The sequence below is a fragment of the Aminipila butyrica genome (genome assembly GCF_010669305.1).
In the GTDB taxonomy this organism is placed as follows: domain Bacteria; phylum Bacillota; class Clostridia; order Peptostreptococcales; family Anaerovoracaceae; genus Aminipila; species Aminipila butyrica.
Genome location: NZ_CP048649.1, coordinates 471,533 through 497,165, shown reverse-complemented (window position 1 = coordinate 497,165; position 25,633 = coordinate 471,533). Strand labels below are relative to the sequence as shown.

The following is a 25,633-nucleotide window of genomic DNA, read 5'->3' as shown; positions in this document are numbered from 1 at the left end:
TCCTTTTATGTCTTAATATACGGTTTCTATCAGACCGTAATCTCCATTCTTTCTCTTGTACACCACGTTGACGCTTTCGGATTCCATGTCCATAAATACGAAGAAAGGATGTCCAATCAGCTCCATCTGCACGATAGCTTCTTCGGTGTTCATCGGGAAAATATCCATCTTCTTCTTTTTAACCACCGCAATTTCCTCTGGCTCGCGGCTGTAATCCGGGATTTCTGCAAACTTGAAGCCTTTGTTGTCCTTATGCTTCTTCTGCAGCTTCGTCTTGAATCTGGACATCTGAGAAGACAGCTTGTCCACAACTCCGTCCACCGCATCATACGCATTATCCGCTGCTTCTTCTGCCCGGAAAATGGTCCCCCCTGCATTAATGGTGGCCTCAATCTTCTGCTTGTCTCCGTCTACAGAAACCATGATGTTTGCTGTGATATCGTTGCTAAAATACTTACTCAGTTTTTCCAGCTTCTTTTCAATGGTATCTTTCAAATAATCGCTTGAACTCAGGTTTTTAGTCGTAATCTTAATTTTCATATATAGCCCTCCCTTTTTCTTGAGTTGTTAATGCTATTATATCACCTGTTTTCGACAATTACCACAATTTTCAGAAAAAACTTTTTAATTATTGAATTAAGACGGCCGTTCAGCTGACCTGGTCTTTGCCCCCACACTTGCCTTTACCTGACTTTGTCAGAGGACTTACTTCTAAGCTACGCCATGATCACTGCCGCCTTGCGGATCAGCTTACGTGGGTCCCTTCGCCCGTAACTGGCATGGACTTTCAACCACAGACCTGAGCGGTCGTCTTAACTCAATATTTAGTTTGCCCCTGCCGCCAGAGTCAGCACATATATAACCCCTGCTCCGGCTTCTTTCAACAGGCGACTGCATTCATCTACCGTACTGCCCGTCGTATATATATCGTCTATTAGCAATACACTTTTACTCTGTAAAAAAGCAGCGTTGCCTGCAAGAGCATAGGCGTTTTGAATGTTAGCATACCGCTGTTCTGCTCCCAGCTTGTTCATGGGTGCCTTATACTGTCGGCGAATCAATACCTGACTATTATAAACTACACCCAAGCCTTCTGCAACTACTTTCGCCAGCAGCTCCGACTGGTTATATCCCCGCTTCCGGCGATTCTTGGGATGCATGGGAACGGCTACCACCAAATCCACCGATAGCTGCTCCAACCGAATTCGGTCTAACATAATCTTTCCCAGCTTATCCCCCATATAGGCACAGCCGTTAAATTTAAAATGATGAATCATCTCCTTAGCCATAGTACTGTACTGCATACAGGTAAACCCCCGTTCAAAGAAGTGGCGGTTTTGCTTGCAATGGTCACACAGTTGATGGGTCTGGCCAATCTCGTCCAGCAGCCTGCGCTTGTCCGTCTCGTTAAGTACTTTGCCACATTTGATGCAGGTCCGGGCATTGGCCCAATTGAGATTTTCCAAACAAGAGTCACACAAAGCATACGGTCTAGTTTTATCGATTAAATTTCCGCAGCAGATGCAGTAGATGTTGGCGGGAAAAAGTCCATCCAGCAACCACTCTTTTACATTTCGGATACCAATTCCCCAATCTAACTCCATCTCTACCTCCCAGAACACGTTATCTGCATCCTGCCGTCCCTTCTGGCAGCAACAAACAGATTTAGCCTCTCCCCCATGCCTACAGCAGATTTCTCAGCCGAAAGCTTAGACCCGTATATCGATCCATAATTCGATTGTTGTCCACCATGGCATACATCTTGTTCATGGACCCTACTAGTACTACCGCCTGTTTTCCTCTGGTCACCGCTGTATACAGCAGATTTTTGGTAGCCAGCACTGGCGGAAACCAGCTTACCGGCATGATGACAATAGGGAACTCACTCCCCTGGCTCTTGTGAACCGTTACCGCATAGGCCAGTTCCAGTTCATCCAGCTGGGTCACATCATAGGTAACAAACTTATTCTCATCAAAGACGACCACAATCTCGTTGAATTCCTTATCAATCTGGCTGATAAAGCCCACATCCCCGTTGAAGACACCTTGGCCTTCCGTAAAGTCATCCAGTCTTTTCCAATTCATCTGATAATTGTTTTTAATCTGCATGACCTTGTCCTTAACCCGAAAAACCCGCTCTCCATATTTCTGTTCTGCCAGCTGTGGGTCCGGAGGGTTCAGCACTGCCTGCAATTCCTTATTTAGATTGAGACTCCCCAACAGGCCTTTGCGTACCGGCGTCAGCACCTGCATGTCTTTCATGGCATCGCAGTCCGTAAAGTAAGCCGGCAGTCGGCGAGCGCACAGGTCTTTTACCGTTTCCAGCATATCCTTTTCCCCGTTTTTTTGCAGGAAAAAGAAGTCCTTGTCCCGCTCGTTAAACTCCGGATATTCCCCTTTGTTAATCCGGTGAGCGTTGACTACAATCAGGCTCTCCTTTGCCTGACGAAAGATTTCTGTCAGCTTAACTGCATAAATCACTTCGCTGTCAATCATATCCCGCAGCACATTGCCTGCCCCTACGGAAGGAAGCTGGTCCGAATCCCCAACAAAAATCAGCCGAGTTCCCGGTACCACCGCATTCATGAGGCCATTCATCAGCAAGATGTCAATCATGGAAGCTTCGTCAATGATAATCACATCATAATCTAGCGGATTCTCCTCTGTCTTGCCGAAACGCATCAAGTCTTCACCCTCAGAATAGTAGTACTCCAGCAATCGATGTATCGTAGAAGCGTAATACCCAGAAGTCTCGGTAATCCGTTTGGCGGCTCGCCCAGTCGGTGCCGCTATGGCTGTATTTAATCCGCTGTGATCCAAAATATTCATGATGGCATTGATAATGGTAGTTTTTCCGGTACCTGGGCCGCCGGTTATGACAGATATGCCATTTATCAAAGAGCTCTTGACGGCAAACTTCTGATTGTCCGACAGCTGAATGCCTTTTTCATTTTCCGTAATCTGAATCAGCGTATCCAAGTCAGCCTGAATCGGCTTTAAACTGGCCTGATTTACTGCCCCTAGCCGCCGGCATACGTTCTGCTCCGCCAGATAATAGGCCATGAGGAATACCACCTCCTGGCCCTCCAGGTTCTCAATCTGAATCAACCCTTCAAAGGCCATGCCCACCAGATTCTCATAGACGGTTTCCGTCGCTACGTCCATTAGCTGACCAGCTTTTTCGCATAGTAGCTTTTTTGGTACATAGGTATGTCCTTCCCCTACGTAATAATTCAAGGTAAACTTCACTCCGCTCTGGATGCGAAACTCATCATTCCGGTCAATTCCCAGCTTCTCTGCAATGGCATCGGCCTTCTTGAAACCGATGCCGTACATGTCGCTGACCAGCTGATAGGGGTTCTCTGAGACGATATCGATGGCTGCTTCTCCATATTCTCGATATAGACGCAGCGCACAACTGGCGGATATATCAAACTGCTGAAAGAACATGGACACCTGCGCTAAAGCCCGTTTCTCCTGAAAAGCCTCCCCAATGGAAGCCGCTTTTTTGGGACCAATGCCATCAATCTCCGCCAGGCGCTGGGGCTCTTCTTCCATGATGCGCAGGGAATCCATGCCAAACTTTGCCACAATAAGAATCGCCGTCTTCCGGCCAATCCCCTTGACCGCTCCGGAAGCCAGAAATTCCTCCATACCCTTTAGGGAGGCGGGCATAGTCTCCTTGGCCTCTGACACCTCAAACTGCTCCCCATAGGAGGGATGTGTCTTCCATGAACCCGTCAACTCGTAACATCTGCCTGCATCGGCAAAGGGCAGATACCCCACTGCCGTAAAGGTCTCCTCTTCATTTTCCACCACTGCTATAGTGTAGCCGTTTTCCTTATTCCTGAAAATAATATCTCCAATTACTCCGTTTTTTATCTCCGTCAGCGCCATTCTTTTTTCCTATCTACTATTTTTGCTCTCCGTTTTTTATCTCCGTCAACAAGCACCAGTTCCTTTGCCTTGCCATAACAATCACAGCTAGTCGTCCATCAAATCTCTGATGGTTTATAGACTTTGCGATTGTCTAGAGTCCATACGCGATCCGAGAATTCTCCCGGCTGAACGCCTTGTAGTGCGTCCTCCATATCGAACATTCTGGCATCGATGATATCCAGGTAATGTAAAATCTCAGCCTCTGGAAACATGGGCTTTTTAGGACTTCCGTATTCTGGTTCGTAGTGGTGGGTGAGAATCATATGCTCCAGCATGGTTGCTTTTTCCCGTGGCATACCAATTTCGTCTGCAATCTTTTCGATGGTTTTAATACCTTGAACCAGATGGCCCAACAGCTGGCCTTCAAAAGAGTAGCCGGTAGAAATCCCTAACTCGTTGGAATCGATTTCATTAAGCTTTTCTATGTCGTGAAGGATAACACCGGCTGCCACTAAATCGGCGTTTAAATTGGTGTATACTTGGCACATCCGTTCCCCGTTCATAAGCATTCGCTTCACATGGTACAACAAACCCGCCAGCTGTGCGTGATGATTTTTCTGAGCGGCAGGATAGTACATCAGCCGTTCCTTGTTTTCGGTTAAAAGTCGAAGACAGATAGCCTTTAAATCTACATCTGTCATGGCTTCCGCCCGCGCATAGATATAATGATACATATCCTCAGGCCTCTCGGGAGCCGCCTTAATCAAATCCACCATTTCCACGGGATCGTTTGCTGCCTTTTTACGAATTTTCAGTACTCGTAGCTGCCTCAATCCATTCCACTGGGTAACCTGAGCTTTAATTTTGACAATGTCTCCATCCTTGATTTCGTTCACCGAAGGCAACTCTGTATCGGCGACATCCCACTTTTTCGCGGTGATTTCTCCCGTGGAATCTGCCAACAGCAAATCCAAATACTGTTTTTTGTTAGACCCCAGCTTTAATGCGATGGTCTTTATGATAAAAAAGTCTGTTATCTCTTCATCTACTCGGAGATCAGAAATGTAAAATTCTTTCATTTGTTCTATACCCTTTCTCTGCCTACTAGTCTATTTGTGGGCATCTATATAAGTATATACCAAATCTGCCGCTTGGTGCAATCCATTCCAGGAACTTTGTCTTTCCATGACAGGATTTTTCTTTTAGTATATATTTACATTTTTATTATATTATTCAAATATATTCCAGTCAAGTTTTTGTTTTAGTTGCTTGTAAAGAAAAAATGTTTTCTTTCCCCTCCGTCTTTACATCCATAGAAAAAATACGGCAGATTTTAGTCTGCCGCATTCTGCATGTTAATTCAATATCCTCTTTACAAAGACTCTCTGACTATTTCCGTTAAATGCCTTTCAGCTATTCTAACTCTGTCAGCCAGGCCGCCGCATCTCCATCGCTAGGCATCCGCCAGTCCCCCCGCGGGGATAAGCTTACCGACCCGACTTTTGGTCCGTCCGGCATACAGCTGCGCTTAAACTGCTGACTAAAAAACCGTCTGTAAAAGACTGTCAGCCACTTGCGGATAAAGTCTTCTTCATACTCCCCTTTAAAGACTTGACTAGCCACATACAACAATTTTTTCGGTGGCATACCGTGGCGAAGGGTGTAAAAGATAAAAAAGTCGTGAAGGATATAGGGCCCTACGCTGTCTTCCGTTTTTTGAGCAATGTCACCGTTCTCATCAGGTGGCAATAATTCTGGTGAAATAGGCGTGTCCAAAATGTCCTGCAAGGTCTCTTTCAACAGCAAATCATCTTTGCTGAAACCCTTGCCGGTCTTTTCATTCAGAAGCAGATTGTCCATGACCCACTTGACCACGAACCGAACCAGGGTCTTTGGAACACCGCCATTCACCCCATACATGGACATATGATCCCCGTTGTAGGTGCACCAGCCCAAAGCCAGCTCTGACAAATCTCCTGTTCCAACCACCAAACCATTTTCCTTGTTGGCCACGTCCATGAGAATCTGAGTGCGCTCCCGGGCCTGACAATTCTCATAGGTCAGGTCTCTCAGCTCCTTATCCTGTCCAATATCTTCAAAGTGCTTGAGCACGGCATCTCCAATAGGAATCTCTCGAATTTCTGCCCCCAGCAATTCCATAATGGTCAGGGCATTGCGATAAGTCTTTCCCGTCGTGCCGAATCCCGGCATAGTGATGGCAATCATGTCGGAAGCCGGCCGTCCCAGCAACTTACAGGTCTGAGCTGTTACCAGCAGTGCCAGCGTGGAATCCAATCCGCCAGATATGCCCAGAATACATTTCTGTGCCCGAGCATGTTCGATCCGCTTGGCCAGCCCTGCCGTCTGAATGCTGAAAATCTCCTGACAGCTATCATCTACCACAGCCGGATTGTCTGGTACAAAAGGATTGCGCTCGTACGGCCGAATCAACTTCATCTGAGACTCTACTAATGGCACCGGATTGAGTTCCACCTGATGAAACATACTGGCGTCCGTATAAGCCGCTGCACTGCTATTAAAAGTCTGTCCATGACTCCGCTCAAACTGAATCCGTTGAAAATCCACATCCCCAGTCAATAAGGTACCTTCACGTTGGAAGCGAGAGCCTTCTTGAATCATAGAACCGTTCTCTGCAATCATCGTGTGGCCGCTGAACACCAAGTCTGTAGTCGACTCATGGACGCCTGCCGAAGCATATACATACCCACAATTATTTTTTCCGCTCTCTGTCAACACCAAATTTCTCCGGTAAGGAGCTTTACCCACCGTCTCGTTGCTGGCAGAAGCATTAAAGATGATGTGCGCTCCGTTCAGGCAGAGCTGTGCCCCTGGCGTAATAGGCATCCATAGGTCCTCACAGATTTCCACTCCAATGCTGAATCCCGACTGAGAATCGCAAAACAACAGGTTCCCAAAGGGCACCTCTTCATCAAAAAGGTGAACAGAATGAATATCCTTTACGACCTGAGCTCCTGGTGCAAACCATCGTCCTTCATAGAATTCCTTGTAATTAGGAATGAACATCTTAGGCACCACACCCTTAATCTTCCCCTGCTGAAGGACGGCAACGCAGTTATACAGATTATCCCGAATGCGCAGATAAAATCCCACAAGAATCCCCAAATCGTATTCCCTGGAGGCTTCAAGAATAGCCTTGAGGCCATTTAGATTCTGTTGATACAGGTGCGGCTGGTAAAACAAGTCCCCGCAAGAGTAGCCGGTGATGGCCAGCTCCGGGAACAGAACAAACCCTGCCTGAACGTCTTCATCAGCCGCCTGCTTTATATAACGGATAATCTGCTCCACGTTGTACTGTACATTGGCGACCTTCACCTTAGGCGATGCGGCGGCCACTCTGACTAAACCCATGTTTGCCATAATGCTCCCCTTTCTATTTTCACGCAATACGATTTTGCTCTCGGCAAAGCCGCAGAAGATAACCCGATTATCTCCAATACGAATGTAAGCTATTATTATTTTCTCATTATATTCAACTTGATTTTTTTTTACAAGTCTGTTTGTCCTTTTTTCTCTGAATAAAAGCCTTTTTCTATCTATCCATCAGCGCACAAAGATGGGAGCAGGAAAAGTTCTTTCCATGCTCCCATCTACTTAAGTCAACACGCCGTCAACCTGCTTATATATAAAACCCCTTTTACTCTGTTTTGGCTCCCGTTTCCTGATATTTACTCAGAAGAACTTGAGCTTTGAATAAATCTCCGTCGATAAAAACCTCAAACCAACCGTTTTGCAGCTTTACCAAATCCTTGGCAATAGCCAAGCCCAGGCCACTGCCCTCTGTTGTTCTAGATTCGTCCCCCCGCTTGAATCGCTCCATCAGTTCGTCTGCGCTGATATTCAGAGGCTCCCGGGAAATATTTTTAATCTCCAAGGTAATCAGGCTGGCAGCCTTCTGGCTGTTTGCCCCAACTTCCTTTACGTCAATGTAAACCCGGCTGTTTTCCAAGGCATATTTGAGCACGTTACCTAGGAGGTTTTCCACCACCCGCCAGAGCAGCTGTCCATCTGCCAACACATAATATTTCTCCTGCTCCGCGTGGATAATGAATTCCAGCCCAGAAGCTCGAATCCGTTGATCCAGCTCACCTAACCCTTGATTAATCAGCGATAACAGTTCTACTTTTTCCAACTGGACTGGCATCGCTCCACTAGAGGCCTTGGCCGCTTCGAATAAATCCTCGGTCAAATGGCGCAGCCGCTCCGTCTTCTCATCTAAAATCCGCAGATATTCCGGTGCATCGCTGCTGTCCAGTCCCTCACTTTTTAACAAATCAATGTAGGTGACCATGGAGGTCAGCGGAGTCTTCAAATCGTGAGACACATTAGAAATCAAGTCGGCTTTCATTCGCTGATTTTTTAGTTCATTTTGTACAGCTGTACTGGAAGCCGCTGAAATCTGGTTAATACTTCCTGCCAACCGGTCCAATTCCCCCTGTCCCTCTACAGGAATCTTATAAGATAAATTACCGTTTTTTACTTCTTCCACTCCCTGTTTAATGCCTTCAAATTTCTGCACCCATTTAGGAGCCAAGGCCAGGATGGCCAACAAAACCACCGGTGCCAAGAAAACCGTAGCCGATAACAGGCATACAGCTAAAGCGATGAGTACCACTTTTTTCATCAGGCTGCTGCCTTCATAGATGCTGACTGCCCCCTGCCATACCTTCCTGCAAAGTTTCCAAACAATAGCATTCCATAGCTTATAAATCAATGTATTCTTCCAAAACTGCCGAGCCTTTAAAAGACGAATGCAAGACAGTGTAAACCACAACCCTATGGCAGCCAAAATACTCCATGCCATAAAGAATAGTCCCAGTTCTAAAGAGGAAATCTGCCGGGCGGATGCAGTCCAATACCCCCATACGCCTAAGGCAATCATTGCTACCCACAGGCCCAAACCCATGGCAGCAAATATTCCGCCTACCTGTAACTCCGTCCAAATCCCATCTAAGCCGTAAAGCTTCCGCTGGCCCTGATCATCCCGCCGCCCAGTGGTCACTGCCAGATACAAGAAAAGTATCAGCGTACCGATTGCACAGCCTGCAACCATAGGTGCCAAGCCCAAGATATCCGAAGTGTCCCTGTAGGCAATCTGCTTTTCCTTAATAAAACTTTCATCGAAGGCCAGGTACACCTCTAAATTATCATTATATAGAGTAAAGAAACGGTTTTCCAGGTTGCTGTCCCAGTCTCCCAAGTAACTGGCTTTGGCAGTAGCCGAGGGAACTTTTTTCAACTTTCCGTCCGCATAAATCATATAGGCCGGATTTTTTTCAAAAGCCTTCACATCCGGTGTAGCACCGTCCTTGCCGGTCAATGCCGTTTTCTTCATGTTGGTATAGCTGTTTACTCCATCGCTGACAAAGTACAGCATACCCTTTTGCTCATTTAATCGATCCTTCAAATTGCTAAAACTTCTCAGCTGATCTTTAATCAGAATCGTCTTGATTTCCTCCACTTGACTTTGATTGGCTGCTATAAAAGCCTCTCGCAGCTGGTCGTTGCCCGTATCCAGATAATAATTTACATATTCCCGGGCAAAGCTTCGCGCTTCTTCTCGTCCCATGTTATCATAATCTGGATACTCTTCTTCATTCACATAATCTTTAATCAGATAGGGCGTGCCTTCTATAATCATCACTGGCTTAAATCGACCATCCTCTGCGAACACGTCATAGGAAACGTTGACTGGGTTAGCCGTCAGCTTTTTATCTCCATAGTAATAAACCCCATCGCTATAAAGAGTAGCTATGGCTGTATCCAGCTCGCTGTCCCGGTCCATTAACAAGTTGCCCGACTGAATGTTTGCTTCACTTTTGTATTCTCCAATCAGCTGCCTCAAAAGCTGAGCATCTTGATTGAATTCCTCTTGCATGTCACTGCTGTCCAAGTAATTCGTTGTACTGAAGATTTCTTCTAACGTAAAGCTTCGCCCGGCCTTATCAATACGAAGAACCGTAGCGATACTACCCATAAGGGCGGCTGCAAACAGCAGAACGCAGAGAGCAAAAGCCAGCGTTCGCACCGCCATATTTTCATTAAAATTTTTCCATCTTGTATCCAATTCCCCACACCACCTTTAAATATCGCGGATCCTTCGGGTTGATCTCAATTTTTTCCCGAATCCGCCTCACGTGGACGGCTACCGTGTTTTCTGGATTGTAGGCCGGTTCTTTCCAAACGGCCTCATAAATTTGTTCCATCGAAAATACGCGTCCGGCGCTTTCTGTTAATAACTTTAAAATTCCGTACTCAATAGGCGTCACCAGAACCTGTTCCCCATCCAGAGTTACAATCTTCTGTTCATCGTCTATCTCCAATCCCCCTGTTTTAAAAACCCCCTTCTTCTGCTCCAGACTGCCCAGGCTTACATACCTCCTTAGCTGAGATTTTACCCGAGCAATTAATTCCAGTGGATTAAAGGGCTTGGTTATGTAATCATCCGCCCCTACGTTTAAACCCGTAATCTTGTCGTAATCCTCTGATTTTGCGGAAAGCATAATGATAGGAATATTCTTATCTTCTCTGATTTTCATGGTTGTGCGCATTCCATCCAAGTTAGGCATCATGATGTCCATAAGGATTAAGTGAATGGCTTCTTTCTCTACCAGCTGTAACGCTTGGAAACCGTCATACGCCTTAAGAACTTCATACCCTTCGTTCTTTAAATAGATCTCAATGGCGTTTACAATCTCTTTATCATCATCGCATACTAAAATATTCATCTTCTTTCCTCCGCTCAGAGAGTACTTTATCCTGACTGCGCATCTGGCCAGACCTCCGCCCTCTCCGTTCTCTTTCTATATTAAAATCCAAATCTTACAAAAAAACTATGGAGACTCTTACAAATTTCTTAAGCTTATCTTACCACAATCAGCTTTCCTTAACAAAAAAACTGCTGCAGATGGCGCAGCAGTCTTCTATTTTTCTAGATAATATGGGAATATCTCCAGCTGACCCTCTTGTTCCACCCGCTGTAGCCTTATTCGTTCTTCAAGCTCTCCAGGGCACTGAGGTTCATCGCCCGCTTGGCTGGGTAATATCCAGCCATAAGACCAATGCCTGTAGCAAAGGCCACCGCCGCTGCGGCCAGCCACAGCGGAATTCGAGAAATAGACGAACCATAGCCACCGCCAAAACTGCCCAGAGCAATACTGATGATATCTTTCAGCACCGTATTCATCAGCAGAGAAACGATTAAGCTAAAAATCAGTCCCATGAGACCGCCGATAAACCCAATCATCCCTGCTTCCAACAGAAACATCTTGCGAATATCCCGCAGATTAGCCCCGATTACCTTCATGACACCGATTTCTTTGGTCCGCTCATAGATGGACATAATCATGGTGTTTGTAATGCCTAAGGCGGCTACCAGCAAGGAAATGCCGCCGATGCCTCCCAGGATTCCTTGAATCATCTTGGCCGTCTCTTTCATGGATTCCAACCAGTCGCTGGGACTGGAGGTCTGATAGCCCTGAGCTCTCAGTTCATTGCTGATATCTGCTGAGTCATTTATATCTGTTACATAAATCAAGGCTTCATCATAAGTCTTGGTTCCTGAAGAAAAAGTACTTTCCTTTCTGGCCTTTTTCAACTCCTTGGTGATCTGCTCCAAGGCTGTGATATTCATATAGACTTCGTATGCCGAATCATCATCTGGGTTTTCCAGCACCCCTACTGCCCTCGTCTCATACTCCTTGTAGACAATTTTGTCCTCCTCATCCTCTCCGCCACCGCTTTTCTTTTTCTGTCCGTAAGAGTCATCTCCCGTAAGGATAATTTTTTTCGCTGACATGACATCTATAGAATCACTGCTCCACTGATCGCTGTTGGGATCTTGGAACCAACTAGGTACCTGATTGCCGAACAGGAGATCGTATTTATCTGATACATTCAGTAATCGTCCTCCGTCCAACACCTTATAGTTGAATTTTTCCAGCACTTCTGTCCGTATACCTACAATTCTGGTCTGTGTAACTTTTTTGCCAATGCCGATGGTCATGTATTCGCTGATTACTGGAGTCACCGCGCCTACTCCTTCCATCTTTTCTATTTCCGCTAAGGATTTATCCGTGATAACTCCTTTCGCATCCTTCATCTGCTGGAGCATCTGGCTATCGCCCATGCTCGTAACGGTTATCATATGCAGATTGCCGTAGCTTTCAATCTGCTCCTGATAGCTGTCAGTGAGGCCGAAGCCAATGGACATCATGACCACAATGGCACAAGTACCCACCACAACGCCAACCACCGCCAACAGCGTCCTAGTCCGCCGCCGGAGCAAGTTTCTCAGGCACAGGTCGATTAAATCTCTATTACTCATACCCTGCTCCTTATTTCTGAGCTCCGCCAGCCTCAGAAGCAGCCGCCTCATGGCTTTCAGCTACCTCCACATCCAGCTCATCCTCAATTTCCAGCGCTGCATCAAGCTTCTTCTTCCGATGGCGCTTAAACAATAAACCACCGATTACGGCCACAGACACCACACCCAGACCAATAATCAAAGCCCACGGAGTATGCTTCTCTTCCATGGGATCCTCCATATTCATGCCGTCGTCCGCCGGCATTTCCATGGCTTCAAAGCTGAAAGGCACCTCCAAAAACTGCGGTTCTCCATTGCCGTCTTCAAAAGTAAAGGTAATCGTTCCCTCTACAGGCCCCGCCTCCCGAGGAATAAAATTGAACCGATAGCTGTCGCTTTTGCCACTCTCCATATTTCCGGCATAATAGCTATTGGACTCCATCACGTCGAAGTTTCCCTCGCAGTTGACCCGCAGATTGTTCAGAGGAGTCTTCCCCATGTTATAAAACTCTAGCTCACAACTTCCCTGCTGGCCTGCATAAACCTCCATCGGTGGCACAATATCATCCACCACCAGTCGGCTCCGCTGAGTCACAGGAATCGCAATGATATCCTCAGATTCCAACGGGTCACCAGAACCCGCTTCATAAGTCATCTTTACAGTGATAGGTGCCGTTTTCTGCTCTGCCTGAGGCTTGCTGCTCATGCGGATGCTCTTGGTATAATGGGCTTTGGCTTTGATGCTGTCGATAAAGAAGGAGTTGCTTCCACCCACTGGCACAAAGACGCCGTCTTCATTGCTCAAGGAGACCTTCACGTTGGTCAAGGTCTTTCCCGAGGTATTAAATAGTCCAACATTCAAATAGAAATCCGTTCCTGCCTGAACGACACTTCCCCCGTAGGAGTAATTATCCACGATTAGCTGAGGCTTTTTCGCTCCGCTGCCATCCGAGAGAATAGACACGGTGGCATACTCTGTCACGCCTACGGCTGTGTCTTTTTCAGAGGTAGCGGCAGGTCCAGCTGTAATCTTAATCGGGTAACTTTTCTCGTCCGCTCCATCGAAGGAATATAGCTTTACGGTATAAGCCTTGCTGGCTCCTTTGGAGAAATTATCAATAAAGATGTTCCGAGATTTGTTGATAATGCCTTCAGCCGGCTCTACAGTAATCTTAATATTTTTCAAATCGGAGGTTCCCATATTTTTTACATTGAAGGACAGATCAAAGGGCTGACCCGACTGAACTTCATTGGGAATGCTGACGCCAGTGACTGCTATGTTATTGCTGTTTACACTGCCGGTTCCCTCTACGGGTATGTAAAAGGTTTTCTTCGCCACCACGTCACCGTTCATGAAGTTCAGTCCCAAGACTTGAACCTCTATAGCGTAATTCTTGCTTTCCAAGCCGGACTGAACGGTAATGGGAAATTCTGCTGTCTTTCTGGACCCCACAGAAACGTAACCCAGTTGAGCCTGATTACTGCCGTTATAGATAGATAACCCTTCTGGCAAAGTCACAGATACCACAGCATTTTTGATGGTGGTATTACCGTAATTGTACACCTCAATTTTCATTTTATTGCTATTTCCCTCTACAAAACCGTCTGCTGGTTCAATAAAATGGGAAATATCTACTCCTGCCACCGTTTTAGAATCGACTCCGTCAGTAGCCATCTTTTCATAAACCATAAAAGTGGTATTGTCTTCTAATGTTTTCTGATTTGGCAAGTCTTCCCCTGCAACATTTTTCAAGTTGGCGTTGAAGCTGCAGTTTCGTTCCCCTGTGTCCGCATGCTTTGCCACATTGACAGAAAAACTCACAGTCTGCACGCCCCCGGAAGGAATGGATATGCTGCCCGTATTTTCACTGACCGTAATCCCTGAACCATTGATGGTCAATTTCATACCCTGGACCACCACCGTCTCCCCTCGGTTATTTTCAATCTGAAAACCAACGGTAACCTTATCGTCTCCTTGCATGCCGCCCGGTGAACCGATAACCTCTGCCGTTACTCCCCCGTTAGTAGCCCCATAAACCACCAGCCCTTGATTCGGTACAAACTCCTGTACAAAGGCAGACAACAGCAGCACCAATACTGCTATTGCTAAACCTGTTCTGCGATTTCTACTGCATGTCCTGCTGTTCATCTCTCTTTTCTCCCTCTTCTTTCTCTGCATAATCTCTTACTGCAACACTCAATATATTTCCATCCTGAAGGGTCACGATTTTATCCGCATAATCCGCAATGCTCCGGTCGTGAGTAACCAAAATTAACGTCTGCTTGTGCCGTCGTACCTGACCCAAAATCAGGTTCATAACCTCTTTCGTCGTATTGGTATCCAAGTTTCCCGTGGGTTCATCCGCAAAAATAATCTTGGGTGTTCCCGCTAAGGCTCTGGCAATACCCACCCGCTGCTGCTGGCCGCCGCTCATCTGAGTAGGCCTCCGGTTGCCATAGCCCTTTAGCCCTACCGCAACTAACGCTTCCTCTGCAATTCGGCTGCGCTTTCTCTTCTCCACCCCCTGAAAGATCAATGGCAGGCTGACATTTTCCAAGGCAGTAAGCATGGGCAGTAGGTGATAGGCCTGAAAGATAAACCCGATATTCTTCTGACGAAATAACGTGACCTTTTCCTCGTTAAGCTTGTGTATGGGGATGCCTCCTATGTAAATCTGACCCTTGGTGGGCTTTTCTAATCCAGCTACCATGTTGAGAAAGGTAGATTTTCCTGAACCAGAGGTCCCCAGAAAACATACAATTTCCCCTTTATAAATTTCTAGGCTTACATTGTTCAAAGCCACCACCTTCTCATCGCCCATCCGGTAAATTTTTCTGACATTTTTCACTTTTATCAATGGTTCCATGGCGTCTCCTCTGATGTATTAACTGTATCCACGTTTAAAAAGCGAACTCCACTCTTAGAGTCCGCCGTTTAAAACTATTCATTGTCTGTCTGTATCCATCTATACCCCTGACCTTGGATACGCACTGGACAATACCTCTTCTGTGCTTATAGTGTACTACCTGTAATAGTACACTGTCAATCACTCTAGACAATTTATTTTTCGACAAATTTATCTTTTTTCTTCGTTTTAGCTACTTAACTTGTTTCTCCGCTTCTCTTACCCACTAACCTATACGCCTCACTGCCTATTTGCCATAAAAAAAGCTGAGCTTCTGTCCTCTGACAACTGCTCAGCTTTTCACCAATCTTACTTATTCGTTCATGCTCCGGCAGGAGCATGCTATCCAAACTTTATGGAGCACTTCCTTTAAGGCACGAACAAATTAAATTTCGACCTTATGGAAAGTCTTTTTACCCTTTTTAATGATTAACGCACCATCCTTAAAGAAATCCGTGGTTACCATCATCTTTGGATCTGTCACCTTTTCATCGTTCAGGAGCAGTCCGCCCCCTTCAATGGTGCGGAAGCCTTCTCCATTGCTCGGTACTAGCTTTAAGGTCTTAATCAGGTTGACCACACCCATACCCTGACCGGCAAAGTCTGCCGCCGCCATCTTAGTGGTTGGGATGTTGCTCAGGTCTCCGCCACCGCTGAACGCTGCTCTGGCAGCTTCCTGGGCCTTCAGGGCCTCTTCTTCGCCGTGAACCAGCTTGGTCACTTCAAAGGCCAGTACTTCCTTGGCTTTATTAATTTCCTGATCCTTAAAAGAAGACAGTCGTTCTACTTCCTCCATCGGCAGGAAGGTCAGCATCCGCAGACACTTGTTCACATCTGGATCCGCCACATTTCTCCAGTATTGGTAAAATTCATATGGTGATGTCTTGCTGCCGTCCAGCCACAAAGCACCCTTCTGAGTCTTGCCCATCTTAATGCCTTCGCTGGTAGTCAGAAGCGTGAACGTCATGCCATATACCTGCTTGTCCAGTTCTTTTCTACTCAGGTTCACCCCACCTAAGATATTGGACCACTGATCGTTTCCGCCAAACTGCATCTGGCAGCCGATATCTCTAGCCATAACCATGAAGTCGTAGGACTGCATAATCATGTAGTTGAATTCTAAAAAGGACAACCCTTTTTCCATCCGCTGTTTAAAGCACTCAGCTCGCAGCATGTTGTTAACAGAGAAGTGACGGCCAATGTCTCGGATGAACTCCACATAGTTCAGATGCAGCAGCCAAGAAGCATTGTTCACACAGATGGCCTTGCCTGGATCCGGTTCCTTGTTGGCTGTAGCCTTGCCGATGGTCTTTCCGTCGCCGCCCGTGTATACCCACTGATCGTCGAACTCTAAGAACTGATCAAAAAGCTTCTTAAATGCATCGCAGTTGTTCTGCACGGTCTCCGGCGTCATCATTTGGCGCATATCACTCCGGCCTGACGGATCACCCACCATGCCGGTACCTCCACCGATAAGCACAATCGGCGTATGACCGTACTTTTGCATATACATCATGATGATGACTTGCATAAAGTGTCCGACGTGCAGACAGTCTGCCGTAGGGTCAAAGCCAATATAAAATTTGATTTTTTCTTTTTCCAGAAGCTCCCGAACCTCCTCCTCGTTGGTACATTGCTCAATGAAGCCTCTCTCTTTCAGCACGTCAAATACATTGTCATGCTTGCTCACATTATCTGGTATAAAGTTCATAGGTTTTCCTCCACTTCCTTGTTGCTCCTCCATTTCAGGCAGGCAAAGCAGCTCGGGCCGCTGCTTATTTCGTACCGTACAGCCGATCCCCTGCATCTCCTAAACCCGGAAGGATATAGGCACTTTCGTTTAATCGTTCGTCTTTCGCAGCAATGAAGATATCTACATCTGGATGGGCAGCCTGTAAAGCCTCAATCCCCTCTGGGGAGGCAATCAGACACATAAAGATAATATTCTTTGCACCCTTGTCCTTGATGAAGTCGATGGCCGCAATGGCACTGCCTCCGGTGGCCAGCATAGGATCTACTACGAATACCTGTCTTTTCGCGATATCCGTAGGCAGTTTACAGTAATATTCAACGGGAATATGTGTTTCTGGATCTCGATACAAACCAACATGGCCCACCTTTGCATTGGGCACCAGGGCCAACATGCCATCTACCATGCCCAAACCAGCTCTCAAAATCGGCACGATGGCGATATCTTCGCCCTGCAACATTTTCATTGTTGTCTTGCACATTGGCGTTTCAATCTCCACGTCTTCCAGCGGCAGCGTCCTAGTCGCTTCGTACCCCATCAGCATGGAAATCTCTTTGACCATCTCCCGAAAATCCTTCACACTTGTTTCTATCTTTCTGATCATCGCCGTCTTGTGCTGAATTAACGGATGATCGAATACATATACTTTTCCCATTTTTACTGTTTCCTCCCTTGCATTGCCTGCGTTTCGTTTATTATTAAATTGGTATATCACTCTCTGGCCAAAGTGTACAGCTTTTAGCCTGCTGCCTTTCGGCCAAAGGATATTACTACATATTGTTGAGCATATCCACCCGCCGTTGATGCCGTCCACCCTCAAAAGGCGTGTCCAACCATACCTGCGTAATGCTTTTAGCTGTATCCAAATCGGTTATCCGACCTCCCAAGGCCAACAGGTTAGCATCATTGTGCCGCCTCGTCATTTCCGCCATATACACATCTGTGCATAAAGCACAGCGGGCGCCTCTCACCTTATTTGCTGCGATAGAAATACCGATGCCGGTACCACAGCAAACGATGCCTCGGTGCGCCTGACCGGAAACAACTGCTTCCGCACAAGCCTTTCCATACTCCGGATAATCCACCGATTCTGCTGTATGAGTGCCTAAATCCAAAACCTCCAGGCCCTGTTCCTGCAAATATTCCTTGAGATGCTCTTTTAAATCTAATCCGCCGTGATCACTGGCTATAGCTATTTTCATCTTCTCTCCTTCTCCTGCAAATAAAATTATTTTTTCTTCTAGCTGCTTCACTAAAACCTCATACCTGAATAACCCGGTACCCTGCCGATTTCAGCATCCGATTCATGACAGCAAAGCCAACGCTATCTGCATCGTCCAAAGCACCCGCTAGAATCAAATCTACGCCCTGGTCATCCCATTGGCGAAGGTTGGCAAAGAAATCGTGAGCGGCTTGCCGATACTGGTCTTCCCCGAAGAGAATGACTCCCACCTTCTGGCCTGCCGCTTCCCGTTCCAATTTTCGCCTGTTAATCTCTGCCCGAACCCCGTCTGCCTGTCCAGAAATAACTTCCATATCCGCCTTAGGCGCATAATGCCTGTACTTCATGCCGGGAGCTTTCGGCTTAAAATCTGAACCAGACACGTCCCGAGGTCGATTGATGAACAATGCGGGATCCATTTCCACCCGCATGCCCAAACTCCGGACGACCTCAGCTAACGCCTCTCTGGTAATAATGCCCGGTCGCAAAACCATCGGCTGGCTGCCACTGACATCCACCACCGTCGATTCAATGCCTACCTGGCAATCACCACCCATCAAGATCGCATCGACTCGCCCTTCCAAGTCCGCTGCTGCGTGCTCCGGTCTGGTGGGACTAGGGCTTCCCGACAAGTTCGCACTAGGCGCTGCGATGGGGCAGCCGGACAGCCGAATCAGCTCTCTGGCTGTTTCATCAGAAGGCATCCGCAACCCCACCGTATTCAGCCCACCAGTGGTGGCATCGGGTATACCCGTTCTTTTCTTTACCACCATAGTCAACGGTCCGGGCCAAAAGGCCTCCATCAGGGCCTCCATCACTGGCGTAATCTGGGGCGTCAACTGCTCCAACTGCGCTCGATCTGAGATGTGAACAATCATCGGATTGTCGCTGGGCCTGCCCTTAGCTTCATAGACCTTCTTCACCGCCTCCTCGTTGAAGGCATCTGCCCCCAGCCCATAAACGGTCTCCGTGGGGAAAACCACCAGCTTTCCCGCTGCCAGCATCTGAGCTGCCAGCTGCAAATTTTCAGTTGTAATATTTAAAAGCTTCGTTTCCATCTTTCTGTCTTTCTCAGTTATACAGATTGTTCATTACCGTTGCATTCATTTCTATTAAAAATTCTTCATCTTTTCTGCCTGATCGCTGGTAATCAGACCATCAATAATCTCATCTAAATCCCCATCTAGGAAATAGTCCAGTTTGTAGATGGTCAAGTTAATCCGGTGATCGGATACCCGTCCTTGAGGGAAGTTATAGGTCCGGATCCGCTCGCTTCGGTCTCCGCTGCCCACTTGGCTCTTCCTCTGGTCTGCAATCTCCTTGTTCTGCTCCTGCTGCATCAAGTCGTAAAGTCTGGATCTCAATACCTTAAAGGCTTTCTCCTTGTTCTTAATCTGAGATTTTTCATCCTGACAGGTAACAACCAGGCCCGTCGGAACATGAGTCAGCCGCACAGCAGAATCGGTCGTATTAACACACTGTCCACCGTTTCCGGAAGCCCGGTATACGTCCACTCGCACGTCATTAGGATTGATTTCTACCTCTACATCATCCACTTCTGGCAGCACAGCGATAGTGGCTGCTGAAGTATGGATACGCCCAGAGGACTCTGTCTCCGGTACCCGCTGTACCCGATGCGCACCACTTTCAAATTTTAATCGACTATACGCACCTTTTCCCTTGATTAATACGACTGCTTCTTTAATACCACCGATACCCGTGTCATTCATTTCCAGGATTTCGGTCTTCCATCCTCTGCGTTCCGCATACCTCATATACATCCGTAGCAGGTCCGACCCAAAGAGTGCAGCCTCGTCACCGCCGGTCCCTGCCCGGACTTCCAAAATAACGTTTCGCTCATCGTTAGGATCCTTTGGCATAAGCAATACGTTTAGTTGATCCTGAATAATTGCCAAGGCGGGTTCCAACTCACCAATCTCCATTTTAGCCATCTCCCGGAGTTCTTCGTCGTTTTCCTCCAGCATCTCTTTGGCGGCCTGAATGTCCGCCTTAGCTTTCTTGTATTCCTTATACTTGTTTACGATGGGCTCCATCTCTCCCATCTCCTTAATGTGCTTCTGCCACACCGGCTGGTTATTAATCACCTCCGGATCGGAAACCTTAAGGGAAAGCTCCTCATATTTTTCCAATATAAAATCTAATTTATCAAACATTTATCGTTCTCCTTCGTCCTTTGGCCATCTATCAAAATGCCGAACTGAAGCTAGCCTGCTCAGAGCTTGCTCCTTCCATACTAACTATTTAGTATAACATAATCTATTGTAAAAAAAAACTGGAAATTGAGATTTCCAGTTAATTTAAAGCTACTTTATTAGTCGATATTGTACTTCGTCTTAAACTTTTCAACACGACCGCCACGGTTGATGAACTTCTGCTGTCCTGTAAAGAACGGATGACAAGCTGAACAAACTTCAACTCTAATCTCGTCCTTGCTGGACTTTGTCATGAACGTGTTGCCGCATGCGCAAGTAACTTTACATTCCATATATCTTGGATGGATTCCTTCCTTCATGCTATGCACCTCTCCCTTGCTCTTGGCCCCGCGGCCTCCGCATTATTACTGTAACTACAGCCTGTATATTATATCAAATATAATTTTTATTATCAAGTAATTTTTGCAAAAAATCTGCTATACCGTCTAAATCTGCCGGTCCCGCCCAACCACAGTTCCTGCAACCATAGCCACCACCATGATAAACACTGCCAATAGAAGAGGGATACTCCAATTATGGGACCAGTCGTATAAAGCCCCAGCCAAGGCTGGGCCTATGGCCGCCAGCACATAACCCACGCTCTGAGCAAAACCTGACAGCCGAACGGCCTGATTCCCATCCGATGCCCGCATGGCGAAGAACACCAAGCTCAAACTAAAAGTACCACCAAGTCCCAGCGCAAGAATGGCCACAGATACAGCCATCTGAAACACCGAACCCGCTAAAAGAAATCCAATCAGACCGATAACACCAAGCCCCGCTATAGCTGTCGCCAAAGGGCTCTGGTTACGCCAGCGCCCGGCTAGCATCGGCACACCGAAATTAGCCGGAATAGCTGCCACCTGAAATACGGTGGCCAGCATACCTGCCGCCACCACAGATACACCTCGATCCGCTGCTATGGTTGGCAGCCAAGAGACCAGCATATAAAAAACACAGGACTGACCCCCAAACAAAACCGCCATCCACCAAGCCAAAGGGACTTGATACAGCGGCTTTTGCTTCTGTACGTGTTCCTCTTTCTGACTCCAGATTTCCGGCTGCCGTCCAGAATCCGTCTGACCCATGTGCTTCAACTGCGCCGCAGATACTGCCATGGCTACCAGCACGGTTACCGCCCAGACGCAGAAAGTCCACCGCCAGCCCCAGCCCAGTTCCACTGCCAAAGGAACACTGATACCGGCCCCAATTCCAGAGCAGATAGACATGGTGGTAGTAAAAACCCCAGTCATGGCGCCAATCTTATCGGAAAAGAAACTTTTAATAACAGCGGGAATCAGCACATTTCCAAATGAAATACCTGCGCCAATCAGCGCGGTTCCCGTCAGCAAGCCATAGATGCCTCCGAAGGAACGCAGCAAAATTCCAGCTAACAGAAGGCTTAGGCCTATCAGCAAGGCTCGAATAATACCTGTACGTCGGCTAATCTGACTAACCCAAGGAGACAGCAGTGCCATCACAATCAATGGAATGGTAGTGATAGAGCCCGCTACCGTATTGGAAAGCTGCAAGTCCGCCGTAATAGCATATAAAATAGAGCCCACCGAGGTGATGGGGGCTCTGAGGCAGATAGCTGTGGTAATAATGACTAAAAATAAAAGGATTCTTTTCTGATTATGCTCTTTCATATTTTCTATTTTACCTGAGTTTTACAGACCACCACTCGGTCCAGCTCATGGTAGTCCTTTCTCACTTCGATGTCAGTGTACTGACCCATGTGAGCCAGCTTCTCCGCAATGACATTCCCTTGATTGTGACCTACTTCTAAAAAGAGCATCCCGCCCTTTTCCAGATGCTTTGGTGCCTCCTTCAAAATCTGTCTGTAAAAATCCAGCCCATCATGGCCGCCGTCTAAGGCTAAAAGAGGTTCATGAACCCGCACCTCATCCTCCAAGGTGGGGATGATCTGAGATTCAATGTAAGGCGGATTGGAAACAATCATGTGAAATTTCGTATTGCCAAGTCGGCTTTCAAAAGGTTCAAAGAGGTTACCTTTTTTAACGACAACATTGGTTTTCAATGCCTTCGCATTTTCCCGTGTCAGCCGCACGGCATCCTCACTGACATCGCTGCACACCACTTTCATATTCTTGCATAGCTTCGCCAAGCTGATGCCAATGGCTCCACTGCCGCAGCATAAGTCCAGCACAGAAATTTTTCCTTTAAAAAATTTCGCATGTTCCATGACAGCCTCGGCCAAAAGCTCCGTATCCAACCGAGGAATAAGTACATTTTTAGCCACTTTAAAGTCATAACCCATAAACTGTTGCACGCCGGTAATGTGCTGGAGGGGCAACCGTTTCACCCGAGCATCAATCAACTCAAAATAATGGTTAAACTGGCTGTCGTCCAGAATTTTGGACCAGATCATAAAGAGGCTTCCCCGTTCCAGACCTAGCATGTAACACAACAGTAGCTCTGCATCCACCTTTGCATCGTGAATTCCAGCGCCCTCTAAAGCCCGCTGTCCCATTTCCAATACTTCTTTGACACCCATCGCCATTTTTATTGTTCCCCCTCGATTCAATTACACGGCCGGCTGATTAACCCTTCAGTCAATCGCGGTCTGCGTTATTTCCCTAATAACAACTCCTGTGTATAGTCCTGATAACTTGGTCTATACAGATCCACTTCTGCCGTATCCTCCGGCACCAGTACCGCTTTCATGGCCACGATAGCCACTTCCAGCTGCTTTTCATCTGGATTCTTGGTGGTCAGCTTTTGCAGATACAAACCCGGCATGCTCAGCAGACGCACGAGCAAGCTGTCACTGCGACCAGCCCATTTTAACAATTCATAGGAAAGTCCTGCTACCACCGGAATTAACAGTATTCTGGAGGTCACCCGCCAAACAAGATCAGGCCAACCCAAAAGTGAAAAAAGAATCAGACTGATGACCATAATAAACATGAGGAAACTGGTCCCACACCGAGGATGCAGCGTGTAAAAAGATTGACAATTGGCTGGTGTCAGCTCCAGTCCGTTTTCAAAACAGTGGATGCACTTGTGCTCTGCACCATGAAACTGAAATACCCGCCGAATATCCTCCATCTTGGATATTAGTAAGATGTAGACACCGAAAAAGGCGATTCGCAGCACTCCCTCTATCAGGTTCAGCAAAATCTCATTTTGAATGAAGGCTCCGCACCAATTAACCACAATAGTGGGCACTACGATAAAAATACCGACGGTAAACAGCAGTGCCAGCACCACCGAAGAATAAATCATGATATTCCAAGCTGCCTTCTCACCAAAATGCTTTTCTACCCACAAGGTAAATTTATCTTTTTCATAATATTCCGGCCCCTTAACCCCACTGGCCTCTCCGGCAGCCCGCTGCTGCTCTCGAAGTTCAGCGAGTTCCTCCGCATGGTCATTTTCATATTTCTCCAATACCTCGGCAGAATACATCAAGGTCTTGGTCCCTGTCACCAAAGCAGAACCGAAAGACACCACACCTCGCAGCAGAGGAACTTTCATCCATCTACTCTTCGGTTTAAGTTTCTCTGTCTTCAAATGGATAGCACCATCCGGCATGCGCACCGCTATAGCTGTACGATCTGCCCCCCGCATCATGATGCCTTCCATTATTGCCTGCCCTCCTACGCTAGTAGGGCAAGCTTCTTTTAAAAATATCTTGCTTAAATCCATACTTTTCTCCTGTTATATCTCTAAATCCCCGAGTTTCGCATCCCTAGGAGTCCTTTTGCTGCTCTGCCAGTTTGCTCTTTTTGATGACCTGAATAAAATCCGCATTGTTTCGAGTGTGAGCCAGGTTATCGATAATCGTTTCCGTAACCTCCTGTGTGCCCATATTGGCCATGGCTCGCCGCATCATCCATACGGCCTCTATCTCTTCATTGCTCATCAGCAAGTCTTCTCTTCTAGTTCCCGATTTATTTAGATTAATAGCCGGGAATATGCGCTTCTCAGACAGCTTTCTGTCCAAATGCAGCTCCATATTTCCGGTCCCTTTAAATTCTTCAAAAATTACATCATCCATACGACTGCCGGTTTCCACCAAAGCCGTAGCCAATATAGTGATACTTCCCCCTTCTTCCAGCTTTCGGGCTGCCCCGAAAAACTTCTTAGGTTTATGAAGCGCTCCCGGATCCAAACCACCAGACAGCGTTCTTCCAGAGGCAGGAACCACCAAGTTGTAAGCCCTTGCTAACCGGGTGATGCTGTCCAAGAGGATAACCACGTCCTTGCCATGCTCGGCCAGCCGCTGAGCTCTGGCCAAGACCATCTCCGCCACCTTTACATGGTGCTGAGGCATCTCGTCAAAGGTAGAATAGATAACTTCTCCGCTAACCAAAGAGCGCTTCATGTCCGTCACTTCCTCTGGCCGTTCATCCACCAACAACACAATCATCTCCACATCTGGGTATTTCATTTCAATGGTGTGAGCGATCTTTTTCAGCAGAATCGTTTTACCCGCTTTAGGCGGAGCCACAATAATGCCGCGCTGGCCCTTTCCAATGGGAGCGACCAAGTCGATGAGGCGCATAGCCGTATCGTTTCTGGCCCCCGTCTCTAAAGACAATCGTTCCTTTGGAAAAATCGGTGTCAAATCATCAAAATCAGGCCGCTTCATAGCCACACCAGGTTCATCGCCATTAACCGTCAACACATAAAGCAGCGCACCGAAGCGTTCCCCCTCGTTAGGTCTTCTGGAAATCCCCTTAATTTTATCACCAGTCTTTAGGTTAAACCGTCTAATTTGAGAAGGAGAAACATAAATATCCTGATCACTGGTCAGAAAGTTGGAAAAACGCAAAAATCCGAAGCCGCCTTCTGCCAACTCCAAAATGCCTTCCACCTCGGGCCGATCTTCTTTATTATACCGATTTTCACGGCTTTCCCGAGCTCCTCTGTAATCCCGAGTTCCCGTAGAAGAACCCCCGGCTTCAGAAAGCTCTTCTCCTTGTCTCAATTCGTTTTCTGCCTGTGCCAAAGCCTGGCATTCAGCCATCTCCCGCTGAGCTTCTTCTGTCTCAGCTTCCCGAACCAAATCAGAATCTGGAACGATCCCTTCCGGCGGCTCCTGCATCTCCGTGCCATTTGTCAGGAGAACCTCCAACAGTTGGGCCTTTTTCATCTTTTCATATCCTTCGACGGAAAAGGTCTTGGCGATCTCTCTTAACTCGGAGATTTTTTTACTTTTTAACACATGCTGTTCCATAATATTCCTCTTTCAAAAAAATATTATATAGCCCCCAGACTTGGGGGGCATACAATTATACTTATATTTTATTATGATCGGCTTCGTCCTATTGGCTCAAAGTTGATTTAAAT

General features: G+C 47.0%; 20 protein-coding genes. All 20 read right to left on the bottom strand.

Features of this window, described 5'->3' with window-relative positions; all coding sequences use genetic code 11:
• Positions 1 to 12: 12 nt before the first annotated feature.
• Positions 13 to 540, bottom strand: coding sequence for a ribosome hibernation-promoting factor, HPF/YfiA family (gene hpf / locus Ami103574_RS02245; protein WP_163065123.1), 528 nt, complete (start codon positions 538 to 540; stop codon positions 13 to 15).
• Between the two features lie 284 nt (positions 541 to 824).
• A complete protein-coding gene (locus Ami103574_RS02240) occupies positions 825 to 1,604 on the bottom strand; it encodes a ComF family protein (RefSeq protein ID WP_163065122.1) in 780 nt (259 codons plus the stop codon).
• 79 nt (positions 1,605 to 1,683) lie between these two features.
• Positions 1,684 to 3,897 carry an SF1B family DNA helicase RecD2 gene (recD2, locus tag Ami103574_RS02235; RefSeq protein WP_207710518.1) on the bottom strand — a complete coding sequence of 738 codons (2,214 nt, stop codon included), beginning with the start codon at positions 3,895 to 3,897 and terminating at the stop codon, positions 1,684 to 1,686.
• Positions 3,898 to 3,995: 98 nt separating this feature from the next.
• Entirely contained in the window at positions 3,996 to 4,958 is a 963-nt protein-coding gene (locus Ami103574_RS02230) for a 3'-5' exoribonuclease YhaM family protein (protein WP_207710517.1), read from the bottom strand.
• A gap of 334 nt (positions 4,959 to 5,292) precedes the next feature.
• Positions 5,293 to 7,278, bottom strand: coding sequence for an NAD(+) synthase (locus tag Ami103574_RS02225; RefSeq protein ID WP_163065121.1), 1,986 nt, complete (start codon positions 7,276 to 7,278; stop codon positions 5,293 to 5,295).
• Positions 7,279 to 7,555: 277 nt separating this feature from the next.
• On the bottom strand, positions 7,556 to 9,985 hold the full coding sequence (locus Ami103574_RS02220) for a sensor histidine kinase (protein ID WP_163065120.1): 2,430 nt from the start codon (positions 9,983 to 9,985) through the stop codon (positions 7,556 to 7,558).
• Entirely contained in the window at positions 9,960 to 10,646 is a 687-nt protein-coding gene (locus tag Ami103574_RS02215) for a response regulator transcription factor (RefSeq protein ID WP_163065119.1), read from the bottom strand. Before Ami103574_RS02215 ends, Ami103574_RS02220 begins: the two co-directional genes overlap by 26 nt.
• 257 nt (positions 10,647 to 10,903) lie before the next feature.
• Positions 10,904 to 12,244 (bottom strand): ABC transporter permease, encoded by a 1,341-nt coding sequence (locus tag Ami103574_RS02210; protein WP_163065118.1) that lies wholly within the window; start codon positions 12,242 to 12,244, stop codon positions 10,904 to 10,906.
• Between the two features lie 10 nt (positions 12,245 to 12,254).
• Entirely contained in the window at positions 12,255 to 14,372 is a 2,118-nt protein-coding gene (locus Ami103574_RS02205; protein WP_163065117.1) for a COG1361 S-layer family protein, read from the bottom strand.
• Entirely contained in the window at positions 14,350 to 15,090 is a 741-nt protein-coding gene (locus Ami103574_RS02200; RefSeq protein ID WP_163065116.1) for an ABC transporter ATP-binding protein, read from the bottom strand. The genes Ami103574_RS02205 and Ami103574_RS02200 overlap by 23 nt, the downstream gene beginning before the upstream one ends.
• A 424-nt stretch (positions 15,091 to 15,514) precedes the next feature.
• Positions 15,515 to 16,840 (bottom strand): tyrosine--tRNA ligase, encoded by a 1,326-nt coding sequence (gene tyrS, locus Ami103574_RS02195; protein ID WP_163065115.1) that lies wholly within the window; start codon positions 16,838 to 16,840, stop codon positions 15,515 to 15,517.
• 64 nt (positions 16,841 to 16,904) lie between these two features.
• Positions 16,905 to 17,534 carry a uracil phosphoribosyltransferase gene (upp, locus tag Ami103574_RS02190; RefSeq protein ID WP_163065114.1) on the bottom strand — a complete coding sequence of 210 codons (630 nt, stop codon included), beginning with the start codon at positions 17,532 to 17,534 and terminating at the stop codon, positions 16,905 to 16,907.
• Positions 17,535 to 17,649: 115 nt separating this feature from the next.
• Positions 17,650 to 18,081: a ribose 5-phosphate isomerase B gene (gene rpiB, locus Ami103574_RS02185; protein ID WP_163065113.1), complete on the bottom strand. Its 432-nt coding sequence runs from the start codon at positions 18,079 to 18,081 to the stop codon at positions 17,650 to 17,652.
• Between the two features lie 58 nt (positions 18,082 to 18,139).
• The gene (locus Ami103574_RS02180; protein ID WP_163065112.1) at positions 18,140 to 19,159 is read right to left on the bottom strand and encodes an L-threonylcarbamoyladenylate synthase; all 1,020 of its coding nucleotides are present in this window, start codon (positions 19,157 to 19,159) and stop codon (positions 18,140 to 18,142) included.
• A 54-nt stretch (positions 19,160 to 19,213) separates the two neighbouring features.
• Positions 19,214 to 20,275 carry a peptide chain release factor 1 gene (gene prfA / locus Ami103574_RS02175; RefSeq protein WP_163065111.1) on the bottom strand — a complete coding sequence of 354 codons (1,062 nt, stop codon included), beginning with the start codon at positions 20,273 to 20,275 and terminating at the stop codon, positions 19,214 to 19,216.
• A 158-nt stretch (positions 20,276 to 20,433) separates the two neighbouring features.
• A complete protein-coding gene (rpmE, locus tag Ami103574_RS02170) occupies positions 20,434 to 20,634 on the bottom strand; it encodes a 50S ribosomal protein L31 (protein WP_163067898.1) in 201 nt (66 codons plus the stop codon).
• A 126-nt stretch (positions 20,635 to 20,760) separates the two neighbouring features.
• Complete coding sequence (locus Ami103574_RS02165; protein WP_163065110.1) at positions 20,761 to 21,963, bottom strand: CynX/NimT family MFS transporter; 1,203 nt, start codon at positions 21,961 to 21,963, stop codon at positions 20,761 to 20,763.
• Positions 21,964 to 21,968: 5 nt separating this feature from the next.
• Complete coding sequence (prmC, locus tag Ami103574_RS02160) at positions 21,969 to 22,838, bottom strand: peptide chain release factor N(5)-glutamine methyltransferase (protein ID WP_163065109.1); 870 nt, start codon at positions 22,836 to 22,838, stop codon at positions 21,969 to 21,971.
• A 68-nt stretch (positions 22,839 to 22,906) separates the two neighbouring features.
• Entirely contained in the window at positions 22,907 to 23,986 is a 1,080-nt protein-coding gene (locus Ami103574_RS02155; protein ID WP_163065108.1) for a DUF1385 domain-containing protein, read from the bottom strand.
• 43 nt (positions 23,987 to 24,029) lie between these two features.
• A complete protein-coding gene (gene rho / locus Ami103574_RS02150; protein ID WP_163065107.1) occupies positions 24,030 to 25,520 on the bottom strand; it encodes a transcription termination factor Rho in 1,491 nt (496 codons plus the stop codon).
• Between the last annotated feature and the right edge of the window lie 113 nt (positions 25,521 to 25,633).